The sequence below is a fragment of the Marichromatium sp. AB32 genome (assembly GCF_003718675.1).
GTDB classification, from domain to species: Bacteria; Pseudomonadota; Gammaproteobacteria; order Chromatiales; family Chromatiaceae; genus Marichromatium; species Marichromatium gracile.
Window position 1 is genome coordinate 1 of the sequence record NZ_RHFJ01000075.1, and the last position, 13,953, is coordinate 13,953.

Consider the following 13,953-nt stretch of genomic DNA (forward strand, 5'->3'; position numbering starts at 1 on the left):
ATCTCGGGCGGATGCTCTACAAGCACATCCGCGAGGCCCCCGAGCTCGGCTACTGGGTCTCGGGGTTCTACGACGAGGACCGCCGCGCCCTGGCGCTCGCCGGCGAGGCCGCCGCCGGGCCCGAGGCGCCGGCGCTGATCGCCGAGGCCGATGCGCTGCGCGCCTTCATCGAGCGCGAGCAGGTCACGCTGGTGCTGATCAGCACCCCGATCCGCAGCGCCGGCGAGTGTCACCTCCAGCAGTTGATGCGCCTGACCGAGGGGCTGGCGGTGCGGATCTGCTTCATGCCCTATCTCAGCGGCTATTTCGCCAAGCAGATCCAGTTCATGGACATCAACGGCATCCCCATGGTGACCCTGGGCGCGATCCGCCCCCGGCCCGCCGAGCAGATCAGCAAGCGCCTGCTCGACCTGACGCTGGCGGGGGCGGCGCTGTTGCTGCTCGCGCCGCTGATGATCGCGATCGCGCTGTGGATCCGTCGCGACTCGCCGGGGCCGGTGCTCTTCGTGCAGGAGCGGGTGGGCAAGGACGGCGCGCGCTTCCCGATGTACAAGTTCCGCACCATGCACCTCGACAGCCCTAGGTTCGCCTACTCGCCGACCGTCTCGGACGACCCGCGGATCACCCGCGCCGGGCGCTTCCTGCGCCGCACCAGCCTCGACGAGCTGCCGCAGCTGTTCAACGTGCTCGAGGGCAGCATGAGCCTGGTCGGCCCGCGCCCCGAGATGCCCTTCATCGTCGAACAGGAGTACGAGGAGATCCATCGCGAGCGGTTGCGGGTGAAGCCGGGGATCACCGGGGTCTGGCAGATCAGCGGCGACCGCGACAAGCAGATCCACGAGAACATCTCCTACGACCTGTTCTATGTCGAGAACCGCTCGCTGCTGCTCGACGCCATCATCCTGGTACGCACCCTGTTGTTCGCCGTCTCGGCGATGCGTACCTGCTAGCCGCGCCACCGGAGCCGCCATGGAGACCGCGACCCCAACCCTCAACGCCCTGCTCGCCGAGCACGCCAGGCGCACCCCGGAGCGCCCCTTCATCCATCATCGCGACGGCACGCTCGACTATCGCCGGACCCAGGCGCTGGTCGAGTGTCTCGCCGGCGCGTTGCACGCGCTCGGACTGGGGCCGGGGGCGCGGCTGGGGATCGCGCTCGGGCGGCGGCCCGAGGGGGTGCTCGCCTTCCTCGCCGCGACCCGGATCGGCGCCCTGCCGGTGGCGCTCAACCCGGCGCTGGAGCCGCGTCTGCTGCTCGGGTTCGCGCGCGCGCAGCGGCTCGCCGCGCTGCTCGCCGAGGGCGAGACGCTGGCGGCGCTGGCCGCCGGGGAGGTGCCCGAGGGGATGGCGCTGATCGACCGCGCCGGCCGTCATCCCGGCTGCGTCTCCTGGCCCGAGCTGCTCGGCGCCACGCCCATCGCCTCCCCGCCCGAGCCCGAGTCGGGGCAGGTCGCCTATCTCAACTTCACCACCGGCACCACCGGACGGGCCAAGGGCGCGCTGGCGACCCACGCCAATCTCTACTGGAACACCCGCGCCGCGATCGAGGCCTTCGCGCTCGGCCCGGACGACGTCCATCTGTGCATGTTCGCCGCCTTCGCCCATCCCCACGAGCTGTTCTGTCGCGCGCTCCAGACCGGCGGCGCGCTGGTGCTGCTCGAGGAGATCAGCCCGCGCGCCATCGCCGGGACGATCCGCGCGTTCGGGGTGACCTGCATGATGGGGCTGGCGCCGATGTACCGGATGATGGCCGGGGCCTGCGCGCGCGCCGATCTCGCCAGCCTGCGTCTGGCCGAGAGCGGGGGGATGTATACCAGCCCGGAGATCAACGCCGCCTTCGCCGCGCGCGGCGGGGTGCCGGTCATGTCGGTATGGGGCAGCACCGAGACCAGCGGGGTGGCGCTGGCCAACACCGCCGAGGGCTATCGGCTCGACGGCAGCATGGGGCGGGTGTGTCCGCACTATCAGGCGCGCGTCGTCGACGAGCAGGGGCGCGAGCTGCCGCCGGGCGAGGTCGGCGAACTGCAGCTGCGCGGTCCGGGGCTGGTCTCGGGTTACGACGGCGGGATCGCGCTGGCCGGCCACCAGGGCTGGTATCGCAGCGGTGATCTGGTCCGGCGTGACGACGACGGCTTCTATTATTACGTCGAGCGGATCAGCGGCATGATCAAGGTCGCCGGGCTCAAGGTCTATCCGCTGCAGCTCGAGCTGCTGCTCGGCGCCCATCCCGGGGTGCGCGAGGCGGCGGTGCTCGGTCGCCCCGACCGCCGCAAGGGCGCGGTGCCGGTGGCCTTCGTCGTGCCCGAGCCGGGAGCCGAGCTCGACGCGGCCCGACTGCGCGCGCACTGCCGCGCCCAGGGGTTGCCCAACTACATGGTGCCGAGACGCTTCGAGCTGGTCGACGACCTGCCGCGTATCGGCAGTGGCAAGATCGACAAGCGGCCCCTGCGGACCCTGGTGGAACGCGGGTCCCTGACCGACGGGTGACGACGATGAAGGCATTGATGGCAACGGCGGTCTGGGATCCCAGACCGGGGTACGCGCCGAGCGCGCGCGAGCTGGAGCGGCGTCGCGCCGACTGCGCCAGCCAGGTGTGGCGCGATCCGAGCTTCGCGCTCGCCGAGGTCGCGGTCCCGGAGATCGGCGACACCGAGGTGCTGGTGCGGGTGGTGTGCTGCGGCATCTGCGGCTCGGACAGCCATCTCTACCAGACCGACGCCGAGGGCTATCTGATGTTCTCCGGTCCGGCGGCGCTGCCCTGCATCATCGGCCACGAGTACGCCGGGGTGGTCGAGCGCGTCGGGCGCGCGGTGCGCGGGTTGCGCGAGGGCGATCTGGTCGCCGCCGAGAGCATCGTCTGGTGCGGCTGCTGCACGCCCTGTCGCAGCGGCGCCTTCAACCAGTGCGATCGGGTGGAGCTGACCGGGATCACCACCGACGGCGCGCTGGCCGAGTACGTCGCCGTCGACGAGCGTCAGTGCTGGTCGATCGCCGCGCTCGCCGGGCGCTATGACGACACCCGACTGTTCGAGGTGGCGGCGCTGATCGAGCCGCTGGGCTGCGCCTACAACGGGCTGTTCGTCTGTGCCGGTGGCTTCCGTCCCGGGGCGGTGGTGGTGGTCCATGGCGCCGGTCCCATCGGACTCGGCGCCATCGCCCTGGCGCGCCTGGCGGGGGCCAGTCAGGTGATCGCCTTCGACCCCATCGTCGAACGCCTGGCGATCGCCGAGACGCTGGGGGCCGATCGCGTCTACGACACCGCTGCGCTGCGTCGCGACGGCGTCAGGCCGCGCGACCTGGTGCGCGAGCACACTGCCGGGCGCGGTGCCGAGATCCAGGTCGAGGCGGCGGGCGCGGCCGGGGAGACCGTCCCCGAGATGCAGTCCTCGCTCGCCCCCGGCGGCCAGATCGTCTATCTCGGGCGCGCCGCCACCGAGACCCCGGTACAGCTCAACGGGCTGGTGAGCGGTGCCAACGCCATCCAGGGCGGGCGCGGTCACGCCGGCTACGGCATCTACGACGGCATCATCCGGTTGCTCGCCAGTGGTCGGCTCGAGGTCGCGCCGATGATCACCGCGCGCTACCCGTTCGCCGAGGCGATCAGCGCGCTGGCGACCTCGGTGCAGCGGACCGACGGCAAGGTGATGGTGCGGATCGGCTGAGTGGAGGTGAGCATGGCACAGGGACAATCGCCGCGCGGTCTCGACGGCAAGACGGTGCTGGTGACCGGTGGGGCGGGCTTCATCGGCAGCAATGTCGCGCTGCACCTGCAGCACCACCACCCCGGGTGTCGCGTGGTGGTGGTCGACTGTTTCGGCGCCGCCGCCGACGCCCCCGGCCCGCGCGCCTTCGGGCACTATCTCAACCTGATCGACTTCGCCGGCGAGCTGATCTGCGGTGATCTCACCGAGCCGCGCGACCTCGCTCGGCTGCAGCGCCTGCGCTACGACCTGATCCTGCACTTCGCCGCCGTCTCCGACACCCGGGTCTACGACCAGGCGGCGATCCTGCGCGCCAACGTCAATGTCTTCGCCGATCTGCTGGGTCTGGCCGCGCGCCGCGGCGCCGATCTGGTCTACGCCTCCTCGGCCGCGACCTATGGTGCCGCTCCGGCGCCGCAGCGGATCGGTCACGAGGCCCCCGACACCCCCTATGGCTTCAGCAAGCTGAAGATGGACCAGATGGCGGCGCGCTTCCGTCAGGAGCATCCCGGGTTGGCCGTCGCCGGGCTGCGCTTCTTCAACGTCTACGGGCCGCGCGAGTACTTCAAGGGCACCACCGCCTCGATGGTGCTGCAGCTCGGCCTCCAGCTGCTCGCCGGGCGCGCGCCCCGCTTGTTCCACGGCTCGGAGCACATCCTGCGCGACTTCGTCCATGTCGAGGACGTGGTGCGCGCGGTGCTCGCCGCCGCCGCGGGTCGCGTCAGCGGGGTGTTCAACGTCGGCAGCGGTCGTGCCGAGTCCTTCGCCCGGGTGCTCGAGCTGCTCCAGCAGGGTCTGGGCACGGCGCTGCCGATCGACTACATCGACAACCCCCACCACGCCTACCAGACCCATACCCGGGCCGAGTTGGAGACCACCCGCGCGGCGCTCGGCTACGCCCCCGAGTACGACCTTGCGCGGGGCGTGACCGCGTATCTCCCCGAGATCCGTCGCAGCTATCGCGAATGGGGCGCCGGGGTCAGCGGGTGTTGACGTTGATGTTGCGGTTGATCAGGTCGTAGCCCTGTAGCGAGGGCAGCAGGTTGTCGACCACCCGGGTCCACAGTGCCAGCGGCGCGGCGGTGACATAGACCACGTCGCGCGGCGCGAGCCGGAACTGGGCGCCGAGCACCATTGCGGTGGCGTCGCGGAGGTCGAGCTGATAGATCTGGATCGGTCGCGTCTCGCCGCCGGGGCGGATGACGAACACCCCGGTGGCGTCGGCGCTGCCCTCGTTGAGCCCGCCGACGCTGCTCAGCGCCTCGGTCAGGCGCATGCCGTTGCGGCCCATGACCAGGGTGGTCGGTTGGCGCACCTCGCCGAGCACGAACACCTTGAGGGTGTCGTTGCGCGGCACGTGGATGATGTCGTTGGCGCGCAGCAGCCGGTTCTCGGTGAGCACCCCGTGCTGGAGCAGCGCCTGCAGCGAGATCCGCTGCTCCGCGCCGCGGCGGCTCAGCACCACGTTGTCCCAGTCGGCGTGTTCGGTCAGGCCGCCGGCGTGGTTGATGGCATCGAGCAGGGTCAGCGGGATGTTGGTGAGCGGGCGCGGTCCCGGCTCCCTGACCTCGCCGGTGACATAGACCCGCTTGGCGTTGAAGGCGGCGACGTTGACCTCGACCTTGACCTCCTCGATGTACTCCGAGAGCGCCTCGGTGAGACGCAGGCGCACCTCTTCCAGGGTCAGTCCCGCGACCGCGAGCTTGCCGACATAGGGGAAGTAGAGGGTGCCGTCGCTGTGGACCCAGGTGCCGGACTCGGCGGCGCTGCGATAGGAGCCGGCGGGGATGGTCAGCTCCTCGTGCTCGAAGACGATGATGTTGAGGATATCGCCCTTGCCGACGCGATAGGCATAGTCGGCGATCTCGCGCTCCAGCGCCGGGTTGTCGAGCGGGCTGGGTGGCGGTGTGCTGAGTTGCCGGATCAGCTTGAAGGTGATCGGGTGGATCTCGGCCTGGGCGGCGACCGGGGGTTCCTCGGCGGCGCTGCGTGGCTTGTCGAAGGTCACCATCCGGGTGCCGGGGACCAGCGCGCAGCCGGCGCCGAGCGCGATCAGGCCGATCAGCGCGAGCGCGGCGCTCCAGCGGGCACGGGGCGAAGGCGTGTGAGTGGTGGTCATCGGTGCATCCGGGCTCAGTGCAGATAACGGTGTTCGAGTGGGTCGACGGCGGTCAGCACCAGGCCGAGCGGCGCGCGTCGCGAGAGCCGCTCGAGCGCTGCGCGCGCCGCGCGCAGCGGGGTGCGACCGGCGGCGACCACCAGGAGCGCGTGCTCGACCAGCGCCAGCACCTGGATGGCGTCCTCGCTCGCGCGCAGCGGCGGGGTGTCGATCAGGATCAGGTCGTAGTCCTCGTCGAGACGGGCGAGCAGCGCGCCGAGCCGGGCCTCGGCGAGGAGCGGTGCCGGATCGTCGAGGGCGGCGCCGGCGGGCAGCAGATCGAGCCCGGGCACGCGGGTGGGGACGATGCAGCGCTCGAGCGCCACGCCCTCGCACAGGTGCCCGACCAGCCCGGGCTGCGGTGCGGCATCGAGGCGTGAGGCGAGGTCGGGGGCGCGCAGGTCGAGCTCCAGCGCGAGCACCCGCAGCCCGTCGCCGGCGCACTGCTCGGCGAGTGCGGCGAGCAGGGTGCTGCGCCCGTCGCCGCGACAGGGTCCGACCAGCGCCAGCCGCCGGGGCAGCTGGCCGTCGAGCCGCTCGCGCAGCCGGTTGCGCAGTGCGCGCAGCGGCTCGCGCCACGCCCGCGCCGGACGCGCGTCGCGGCGTACCCGCACCAGCCGGGCGAGCAGGGGCGGGCCGCGCAGCGCCGCCGGGTCGCGTACCGAGTCGTCGAACAGGTCCTCGATCAGGGCGATGCCGAGCGCCCAGAAGCCGCCGAGCAACACCGCCACCACGGCATTGAGCGCGAGGCTCGGCCTGGCCGGGCGGGTGGTCGGCGTGGCCCGCTGGACCAGCACGTGGGTCGGTGCGACCAGCGCCGCGGCAAGCCCGAGCTGCCGCTGTGCCTCGAGCATCCGGCCATGGATCGCCTCGCTCACCTCCAGCTCGCTGTCCAGCTCGGCCTGGCGCTCGAGCAGCGCGGCATGGGTGTCGACCCGGTTGCGGTACTCCGCGATGGTGTGGGCGATCTGGCGGCCCTCGGCCTCGCTGATCGCCAGCGCCACCTGCTGCTCGGTGCGTCGAGCGCCGAGTTCCTCGTAGAAGCCCAGGGTCTCGCCGCCGCCGCCGACCACCGCCCGTGCCTCGGCGACGATCAGCTCGCGCAGCCGCTCGATCTGGGCGAACAGCCGACGGTACTCGGAGGATGCCTCGGTGCTGTCGACGCGCAGCGCCGCAAGCTCCTGGAGCAGGTCGTTGAGGTCGGCCTTGAGGGTGCGGATGTGCTCGCTGTTGGCCTGGGCCTGATCGGCGCTGCGTGCCGCCCCGGTGCGCGCCAGCTCGGTGTCGAGCGCGGCCAGCTCGGCGGCGAGCGCGGCCTGCTCGGTGTGGTTCTCCTCGGCCTGGGTGCGCAGTGCGCCGAGCTTGGTGACCAGGGTCTCGATCTGGGCGTCGAGGTCGATCGCCCCGGTCTCGGTGACGAAGGCGCGCTGGGCGGCGAGGGCGGCGAGATAGTCGTCGCGCACCGCGCCGAGGCGTTCGTCGACGAAGGCGCGGGCACGCGCCAGATCGGCCTGCTGGAGCTCGACCTGGCTGGCGATATAGGCCTCGGCGAGTCCGTTGGCCAGTGCCGCGGCCTGATCGCGCTCGCCGCTCCAGCCGACGATCTCGACCACCCGGCCGTCCTCGAGCTGATCGATGTCGAGGTGTGGACGCGGGGTCAGGCGCGGCAGCAGCCCGCCCTTGATCAGCCGCCGCGCGGTGAGCGGCTCGCCCTGGTCGTCGCTGAGCCCGAGCGTGGCGATCACCCGGTCGAGCGAGGGTTCGAGCTGGCCGAGCGAGATCTCGGTGTCGGCGTCGAAGTCGTCGCTGCTGGTGAGGCTGGCGGTGGGGATGCCGAGCGCGGCGAGCAGGGTGTTGGCGCCGGGCGATTCGCGTACCAGCACCAGCGCGGTCGAGCGATAGGTCGGCGCGCTCGCCAGGGTGAAGAGCGCGACCAGCGCCACCACGGCGAGGAACAGGGTGGCGAGCGTGCGGCGACGCCGGATCAGCAGGTCGCGGATCTGTATCAGCTCCATCTCGTGGCGTCGTCATGCTCTGGGTCGGGGACGACCGCGGCGGAGGTTGTCGGCGCGTGTGCGGTCGGCGGCGGCCCATTATAGCGGCTGGCGGCCTCGCGTCGCGCGATCCGCACGGTGGCGACGATCAGCCCGTAGAGCATCCAGCTGAAGGCCGAATCGTAGGAGAAGTCGACGGTGGCGTGGATCAACAGTGCCAGCAGGGCGGTGGCGAGACAGTAGAGATAGCGGCGCAGCCGCGGGTCGCGGGTCTCGCGCAGCGCGCGCGCCAGCTCGACGACCACCCCGAGGACGAAACCGAGCAGCAACAGGGTGCCGACCGGACCGGCGTCGAAGAGGATGCTGAAATAGTAGTTGTGCGCCCCCGGCCAGGGGTCGACGAGATGGGCGAAGCCGCCGAGCCCGGCGCCGATCCAGCGCTCGCCGAGCAGCGCCAGTCCGGCCTCCCAGAACTCCAGCCGGAAGGTGATGGAGAGCTCGTTGACCTCGGCCCCGGAGGCCAGCCGGTCGGCGCTGAACACCACCACGTTGAAGGCCATGATCGCGACCAGCGCGACGAGGAAGCCGAGCCCGGTCAGTAACCGTCGCCCGCGCAACCCGGGGTAGAGCGCGATGAAGGCCGAGACGGCGATGACGAAGGCGCCGGCGGCGCCCTTGGAGCCGGTGGCCAGCAGGTTGGAGATCAGCCAGGGGGCGCTCAGCGCGAGCACCAGCCGGGCGCGCCCGCCGCACTCGGGCCAGAGCGCGCAGCCGGCCATGAACACGAAGGTGGTGACGGTGCCGGCGATCTGCGGCGGCGCGAAGCCGCCGGCGCGGGTGCCGTAGAGGATCAGCGAGGGCTCGAAGCGCCAGTCGGCGCCGAGCCGGACCTGCAGCGCCTGCAGCGGGCTGGTGTCGATCTTGTTGGAGAGCACCAGCATCAGTGCCAGCGCCAGGCCCCAGACGAAGGTGAAGCCGAGGGTCAGGGTGAGGGCGCGGCGGTCGGTGACATAGAGCTGGATGAGGAAATAGAGTCCGACCCCGAAGGCGAGGTTCAACCCCATGCTCGTGCCGTGCAGCGGGTCGAGGCTCCAACCGTAGCTGGCGAGCATCCACAGCAGCAGCAGCGGCGGCAGGGTGTCGAGCGGGGCGATCGTCGGGGCGGCGCCGGGCACGCGTCGGGCGAGCAGCCGCGCGGCAAGCAGCGGCAGCAGCAGCGGCGCGAGCCCGAGGGCCAGCGGGTAGCGCTCGCCGAGCGCGCGTAGCGGCGAGTCGGTGATCAGGTTGATGTTCATCAGCAGCGCCGCGCCATAGACCACCAGGAAACCGGTCAGCGGCCAGCGCAGGCTCGCGGCATAGAACCACAGCAGCGCGACCAGCCCGAGCCCGAGCCAGGGCGAGATCAGGATGGCGAGCACCGCGGGTAGCGCGAGCGCGAGCTGCAGGGTGGCGTTAAGGGGCGTCGCCAGTCGGTCCATCCGGGCTCAGGTAGCGTGGCGTGGCGTCGAGGTCGAGTCGGATCGCGCCGTCCTCCAGCGCCAGGGTGCGCGGTGAGGGGCCGCTGTCGGGCAGCGCCGACTCGACCCGCACCCGCCTCACCCCGGGGTGCTCGATGGGGATGCGTACCGCTGCGCTGCCGCCCGAGCGGTCGCTCCAGGCCACCAGCAGTGGTGCGTCGTGACAGTGGAAGCGCACCACCACCAGACCCTGTTCGTCGCGCAGCAGCCGGGTGCGCCGCCAGTCGCAGCCGTCGAGCCGCTCGGTCATCCGCCGATAGGCGTGATAGGCCGGTTTGCGCCGCCCGTCGGCGTCGATCAGGGTGACCTGGCGGAAGTAGCCGTCGCCCGGGCTGGCGCCACGCTCGGGGGCGGCGCGCAGCCCCGACCACAGGGTCAAGCGGAACCCGGAGCCGAGCAGATAGGCGTGACGCTTGACCACGTCCTCGGCCTGGGCGCGCTCGTCCTGATGGCGCCCGGCATGCTCGAGCGCGACCAGTGGCGCGGGCGCGAAGCCGTTGCGCGCGGCGGCGCGCTCGAGGTCGTCGATCCAGGTGCGCAGCTCGGCGTACTGGCGCTCGAGCGCCACCCCCGGGGCGGTGCCGATCCAGTGCTGGTCGAGATAGTCATAGGGGCGCTCGCCCCCGGCGCGGGCGCCGAGCCGGTCGAAGAAGGCATCCATGAAGCGGCGCGGGTCGGTGTCGCCGTGCCAGCCGGGACCGCGCACCATGCCGGCGATCACCTCGGCGCCGGGGTCGGCGGCGCGGATCGCGCGATGGGCGAGGATCAGGGTGTCGGCGAGGTCGGCGCCGTCGCCCTGCCAGTAGCGCTTGGCATAGGGTTCGTTCTCCACCGCCCAGCGCCGGATCGGCGCGCGCAGGCCGGGCATGTCGGCGCGCCCGTCGCCGTCGTAGCGCTCCACCGCGGCGCGCACGAAGGCGCTGTAGGCGGCGGTGTCATCGGGCTTGCGCGGGATCGAGCGCGCCATGCGCTGGCCCGTCGGTTGCGGCGGCGAGGCGGTGAGGATGGGCACCAGATGGATGTTGTTGGCCTGGCTGTAGCGCACCAGGGCGTCGAGCCGGCTCCAGTCGTAGCCGGCCCAGCCGCCGTCGGCGTCGCGCCCCTGCACCAGGTTCCAGCTGAAGGCGAAGGTCGCGCCCTGTGACGCCCAGTGGGCGCCGAGCGCGCGCATGGTCTCGCCATAGCCCTGGTTCCAGGAGGTGTGCCGGAAGCGCAGCATGTTGGGGTCGAAGAAGCCGAAGGGCGAGTCCAGCGAGGCCTGCATCCGGGCCCGGTCGAAGTGGTCCTCGGGCGCCGTCTCGGGCATCGGCAGCGAGACCGTCGGGCGTTGCGCCGCCGCCCGCGCCGGTGCGCCGGCCAGGGCGGGGCGCACGCTCGGCGCGCCTGGCGGGCGTGCGCCTCCCGGGCCGCCGTCGACGACGATCAGCGCGTTCGGGGTCAGGCGCACCCGGGTCCCCGGGGTCAGCGCGTCGCGTCCGATCTCGTGTTCGCGCAACACCAGGGCGCCGGTCGGGAGCGCTCGGGTCTCGCCGCCGGGCGTCTCGATCCGCGGCGGCGTGCCGGCCACCACGCGTCCGCGCAGCGGACCCCGTCCCGCGCCTCCCTGGGGGACCACCACCCGCTCGCCCGGGGTGAGCGCGGCGGGGTCGACGCGGCTGTGACGCAGCAGCCGCAGTCCGCCGAGCGTCCGGGTGAGGGCGCGCCCGTCGGCGCTGATCAGGTGCACCCGCTCACCCTCGACCCGCTCCACTTGTGCCATGGCCGGGCGCTGCCCCTGACCTTGCGCCGGGCGCTCGGCCATGGGGGCGGCGGGTCGGCCCCAGGGTGGCGGTCGGGGGCCGCTCTCGGGGGCGCAGGCCGGCAGCAGTTGGCTCGTCAGCAACAGGGCCAGGGTCGCGAGGCGGCTGGATGGTGTCATCGGCGCTCCCGAGAGCGGGGTGGCATCGGCCTATTGTCGGTCGGCTGCGGGTGTCAGGTCCAGTGGCGATGGTTGCGTGGCGTGTGCGCGAGCTGCGCTGGAACAAGGTCGGTCCGGTGCGCTGCTGTTATCCTTCTATCTATCGCAAGGTCGCGATCCGTCGGTATCCCGCCGGCGCGGGCCGGTCAGGATGCGGCCGACTTGGCGTGAGGGCTTGAACGGTCGGGAGAACACGCAGTGGTCGGGATTGATCCATCCAGGGTGGTCGTGCGGTGACCGGCTCGCACCAGGGCGACGGCGCGTTGGGCGTGGCCGCGCGCGGCTCCTTGATCACCCTCGCCGGCACCTTCGCCGGCAAGGGGCTGGGCTTCGCCCTCAGGGTGCTGGTCACCCGACTGTTCGGCGAGGCGGCCTTCGGCGCGCTGGCGCTCTGTCTGCTCGTCGGCGAGTTCGCCCGCACCCTGGCGGTGGCCGGGCTGGCGCGCGGCGGCATGCGCTTTCTCGCGCTGGCGCTCGGCGAGGGTTGCCCCGAGACCATCCCGGCGCTGTTGCGTACCGTGTTCTCGATCCCGCTGGCGCTCTCGCTGCTCTGGGCCCTGGCCCTCTTCCACGGCGCCGATGCCCTCGCCATCGGCTGGTTCGGCGATCCCACGCTCGCCCCGCACCTGCAACGTATCGCCTTCGCCATCCCGGCGCTGGCGCTGCTGCGCGTCGGGGTCGAGACCAGCCGCGGCTTCCACACCACCCGTTACGCGACCCTGGTCGAGCAGCTCGCGCTGCCGGCGCTGCTGTTGTGCGCCGCGCTCGGCGGCTATCTGCTCGGCGGCAGCCTCGGGGCGGTGATCTGGGGGATGGTGCTGGCCTATGGCGTGGCGCTGGCGCTGATCCTGCTGGCGCTGCGCCGTCAGCTCGGCGCCGCGCTGCGCGCGCCGCGCACGCCGTCCGCCGCCGTCGCGCCCGCGCCGGGCGCCGGGGTGGTGCTGCGCTACTCGCTGCCGCTGTTTTTGAGCGGCTTCGCCGCGATGCTGATGGGCTCGCTCGACCTGCTGCTGCTCGGTCACTGGGTGTCGGTCGCCGAGGTCGGGGTCTATGCCGCCGCGCTCGCCCTCGCCGGGCTGTTGTCCTCGACGCTGATGAGTTCGGTCAACAGCATCCTCGCGCCGCTGATCGCCAGTGCCCACGGTGGCGCCGATCCGGCGCGCGTCGCCCATCTCTATCGTGCCACCACGCGCTGGCTGACGCTGCTGGCGTTGCCGCTGGCGGGCGCGGCGGTGCTCGCGCGCGAGCCGTTGATGGCGTTGTTCGGCCCCGGCTTCGTCGCCACCGGTGCCGGGGTGCTGGCGGTGCTGGTGATCGGTCACGCGCTCAACTGCGCCAGCGGTGGGGTCGGTCAGGTGCTGGCGATGACCGGTCACCAGGGGCTGGAGCTGCTCGCCAACCTGATCGCGATCGCGCTCAACCTGGCGCTCAACCTGGCGCTGATCCCGCTGCTCGGGCCGCTCGGCGCGGCGCTGGCGACCGCCATCGCGTTGGTCGCGCTCAACGGGCTGCGGTTGTTGATGGTCCGGGCGCGGCTGGGGATGCAGCCCTTCGCCCGGCGTCCGCTGCTGGTGGCGGCGGCTGGTGTGGTGGTGGTGCTGGGGTGCGAGCTGAGCGGGCTGCGCGCGCTGGCGCCGCTGTGGTGCGGGCTGGGCGTCGGGCTGGCGCTGGCGGCGCTGGGCTGGCGCCTCGGTCTCGCGGCCGAGGACCTGAGACTGTTGCGGGGGCTGGGCGGACGGCTCGCTCGCGGCGGGCGACTGAGCCGGGCCTGAGCGCCCGGGGCATGGGGGAGACGAGATGACGCAGAGCAACAACCGGGTGATGGTCTTCGGCATGGACGGGGCCACCTTCGACATCATGCAGCCGCTGCTCGATGCCGGCCGGCTGCCCAATCTGGCGCGGCTGATCGCGCGCGGGGCGAGCGGCACGCTCGACTCCAGCGTGCCCGAGTTGAGCCCGCCGGCCTGGACCTCGTTCATGACCGGGGTCACCCCCGGGGCGCACGGGGTCAACGACTTCTTCGGTCCGGTCGAGGCCGGCTCCTACGAGACCCGCTTCTTCAACGCCTCCTACCGTCGCCGACCGCCGCTGTGGAGTCTGCTGAGCGCGCGCGGGCGTCGGAGCTGCGTGCTCAACGTGCCCTTCACCTTCCCGCCCGACCCGATCAACGGGGTGATGGTCTCGGGGATGGACACGCCGAGCCTGGAGAGCGCCTTCGTCCATCCGTCGGAGTTTCGTGAGGAGCTCGACCGGGTCACCGGCGGCTACCGTCTCGAACGCGTCGAGCGGCGGCTCTCGCGCCGTGCCGTCGGGCGTTATGCGCGCAGCATCGAGGAGATCACCGAGAACCGCTTCCGCGCCGCCGCGCATCTGCTCGGTCGCGAGTCCTGGGACCTGTTCGTGGTGGTGTTCGAGTCGACCGACCGTGCCCAGCACAACTTCTGGAAGTTCCGTGATCCGGCCCACCCCGAGTACAACGCCCGCGACCATGCCCGTTACGGCGAGTTGGTCGAGCGCGCCTACGAGGATCTCGACCGCCGTCTCGGCGAGCTGCTGGCGCTGGTGCCCGAGGACGTGACCCTGTGCGTGATGTCCGATCACGGTTTCGGGCCGCTCTACAAGGGGG

At 72.1% G+C, this 13,953-nt stretch carries 10 protein-coding genes; 6 read left to right on the plus strand and 4 right to left on the minus strand.

Annotated features, from left to right (window positions below; translation table 11 throughout):
* The 4 genes from EBL85_RS15245 to rfaD all read left to right on the plus strand — a co-directional run.
* Window positions 1–950 (plus strand): exopolysaccharide biosynthesis polyprenyl glycosylphosphotransferase (locus EBL85_RS15245; RefSeq protein ID WP_123143350.1); only part of this gene is annotated, 950 nt, incomplete at its 5' end.
* A gap of 19 nt (window positions 951–969) precedes the next feature.
* Window positions 970–2,487 carry a class I adenylate-forming enzyme family protein gene (locus EBL85_RS15250; RefSeq protein ID WP_190288102.1) on the plus strand — a complete coding sequence of 506 codons (1,518 nt, stop codon included), beginning with the start codon at window positions 970–972 and terminating at the stop codon, window positions 2,485–2,487.
* A gap of 5 nt (window positions 2,488–2,492) precedes the next feature.
* Window positions 2,493–3,662 carry a scyllo-inosose 3-dehydrogenase gene (gene iolM, locus EBL85_RS15255; RefSeq protein WP_123143352.1) on the plus strand — a complete coding sequence of 390 codons (1,170 nt, stop codon included), beginning with the start codon at window positions 2,493–2,495 and terminating at the stop codon, window positions 3,660–3,662.
* 12 nt (window positions 3,663–3,674) lie between these two features.
* Entirely contained in the window at window positions 3,675–4,694 is a 1,020-nt protein-coding gene (gene rfaD / locus EBL85_RS15260; protein WP_123143356.1) for an ADP-glyceromanno-heptose 6-epimerase, read from the plus strand.
* Here rfaD and EBL85_RS15265 read toward each other — a convergent pair.
* The 4 genes from EBL85_RS15265 to EBL85_RS15280 are packed head-to-tail and all read right to left on the minus strand — an operon-like array spanning window position 4,681 to window position 11,288.
* Window positions 4,681–5,820 (minus strand): polysaccharide export protein, encoded by a 1,140-nt coding sequence (locus tag EBL85_RS15265; protein ID WP_123143353.1) that lies wholly within the window; start codon window positions 5,818–5,820, stop codon window positions 4,681–4,683. The two genes, rfaD and EBL85_RS15265, sit on opposite strands and share 14 nt — an antisense overlap.
* Before the next feature lie 14 nt (window positions 5,821–5,834).
* A complete protein-coding gene (locus EBL85_RS15270; protein ID WP_123141140.1) occupies window positions 5,835–7,874 on the minus strand; it encodes a polysaccharide biosynthesis tyrosine autokinase in 2,040 nt (679 codons plus the stop codon).
* A complete protein-coding gene (locus tag EBL85_RS15275; protein WP_123141139.1) occupies window positions 7,865–9,331 on the minus strand; it encodes an O-antigen ligase in 1,467 nt (488 codons plus the stop codon). The genes EBL85_RS15270 and EBL85_RS15275 overlap by 10 nt, the downstream gene beginning before the upstream one ends.
* Window positions 9,306–11,288 (minus strand): hypothetical protein, encoded by a 1,983-nt coding sequence (locus tag EBL85_RS15280; protein WP_148040564.1) that lies wholly within the window; start codon window positions 11,286–11,288, stop codon window positions 9,306–9,308. Before EBL85_RS15280 ends, EBL85_RS15275 begins: the two co-directional genes overlap by 26 nt.
* A 272-nt stretch (window positions 11,289–11,560) precedes the next feature.
* Between EBL85_RS15280 and EBL85_RS15285 the strand changes: the two genes are divergently transcribed.
* Complete coding sequence (locus tag EBL85_RS15285; RefSeq protein WP_190288103.1) at window positions 11,561–13,099, plus strand: lipopolysaccharide biosynthesis protein; 1,539 nt, start codon at window positions 11,561–11,563, stop codon at window positions 13,097–13,099.
* Between the two features lie 25 nt (window positions 13,100–13,124).
* A partial coding sequence (locus EBL85_RS15290; RefSeq protein WP_190288104.1) for an alkaline phosphatase family protein occupies window positions 13,125–13,953 on the plus strand: 829 nt, incomplete at its 3' end.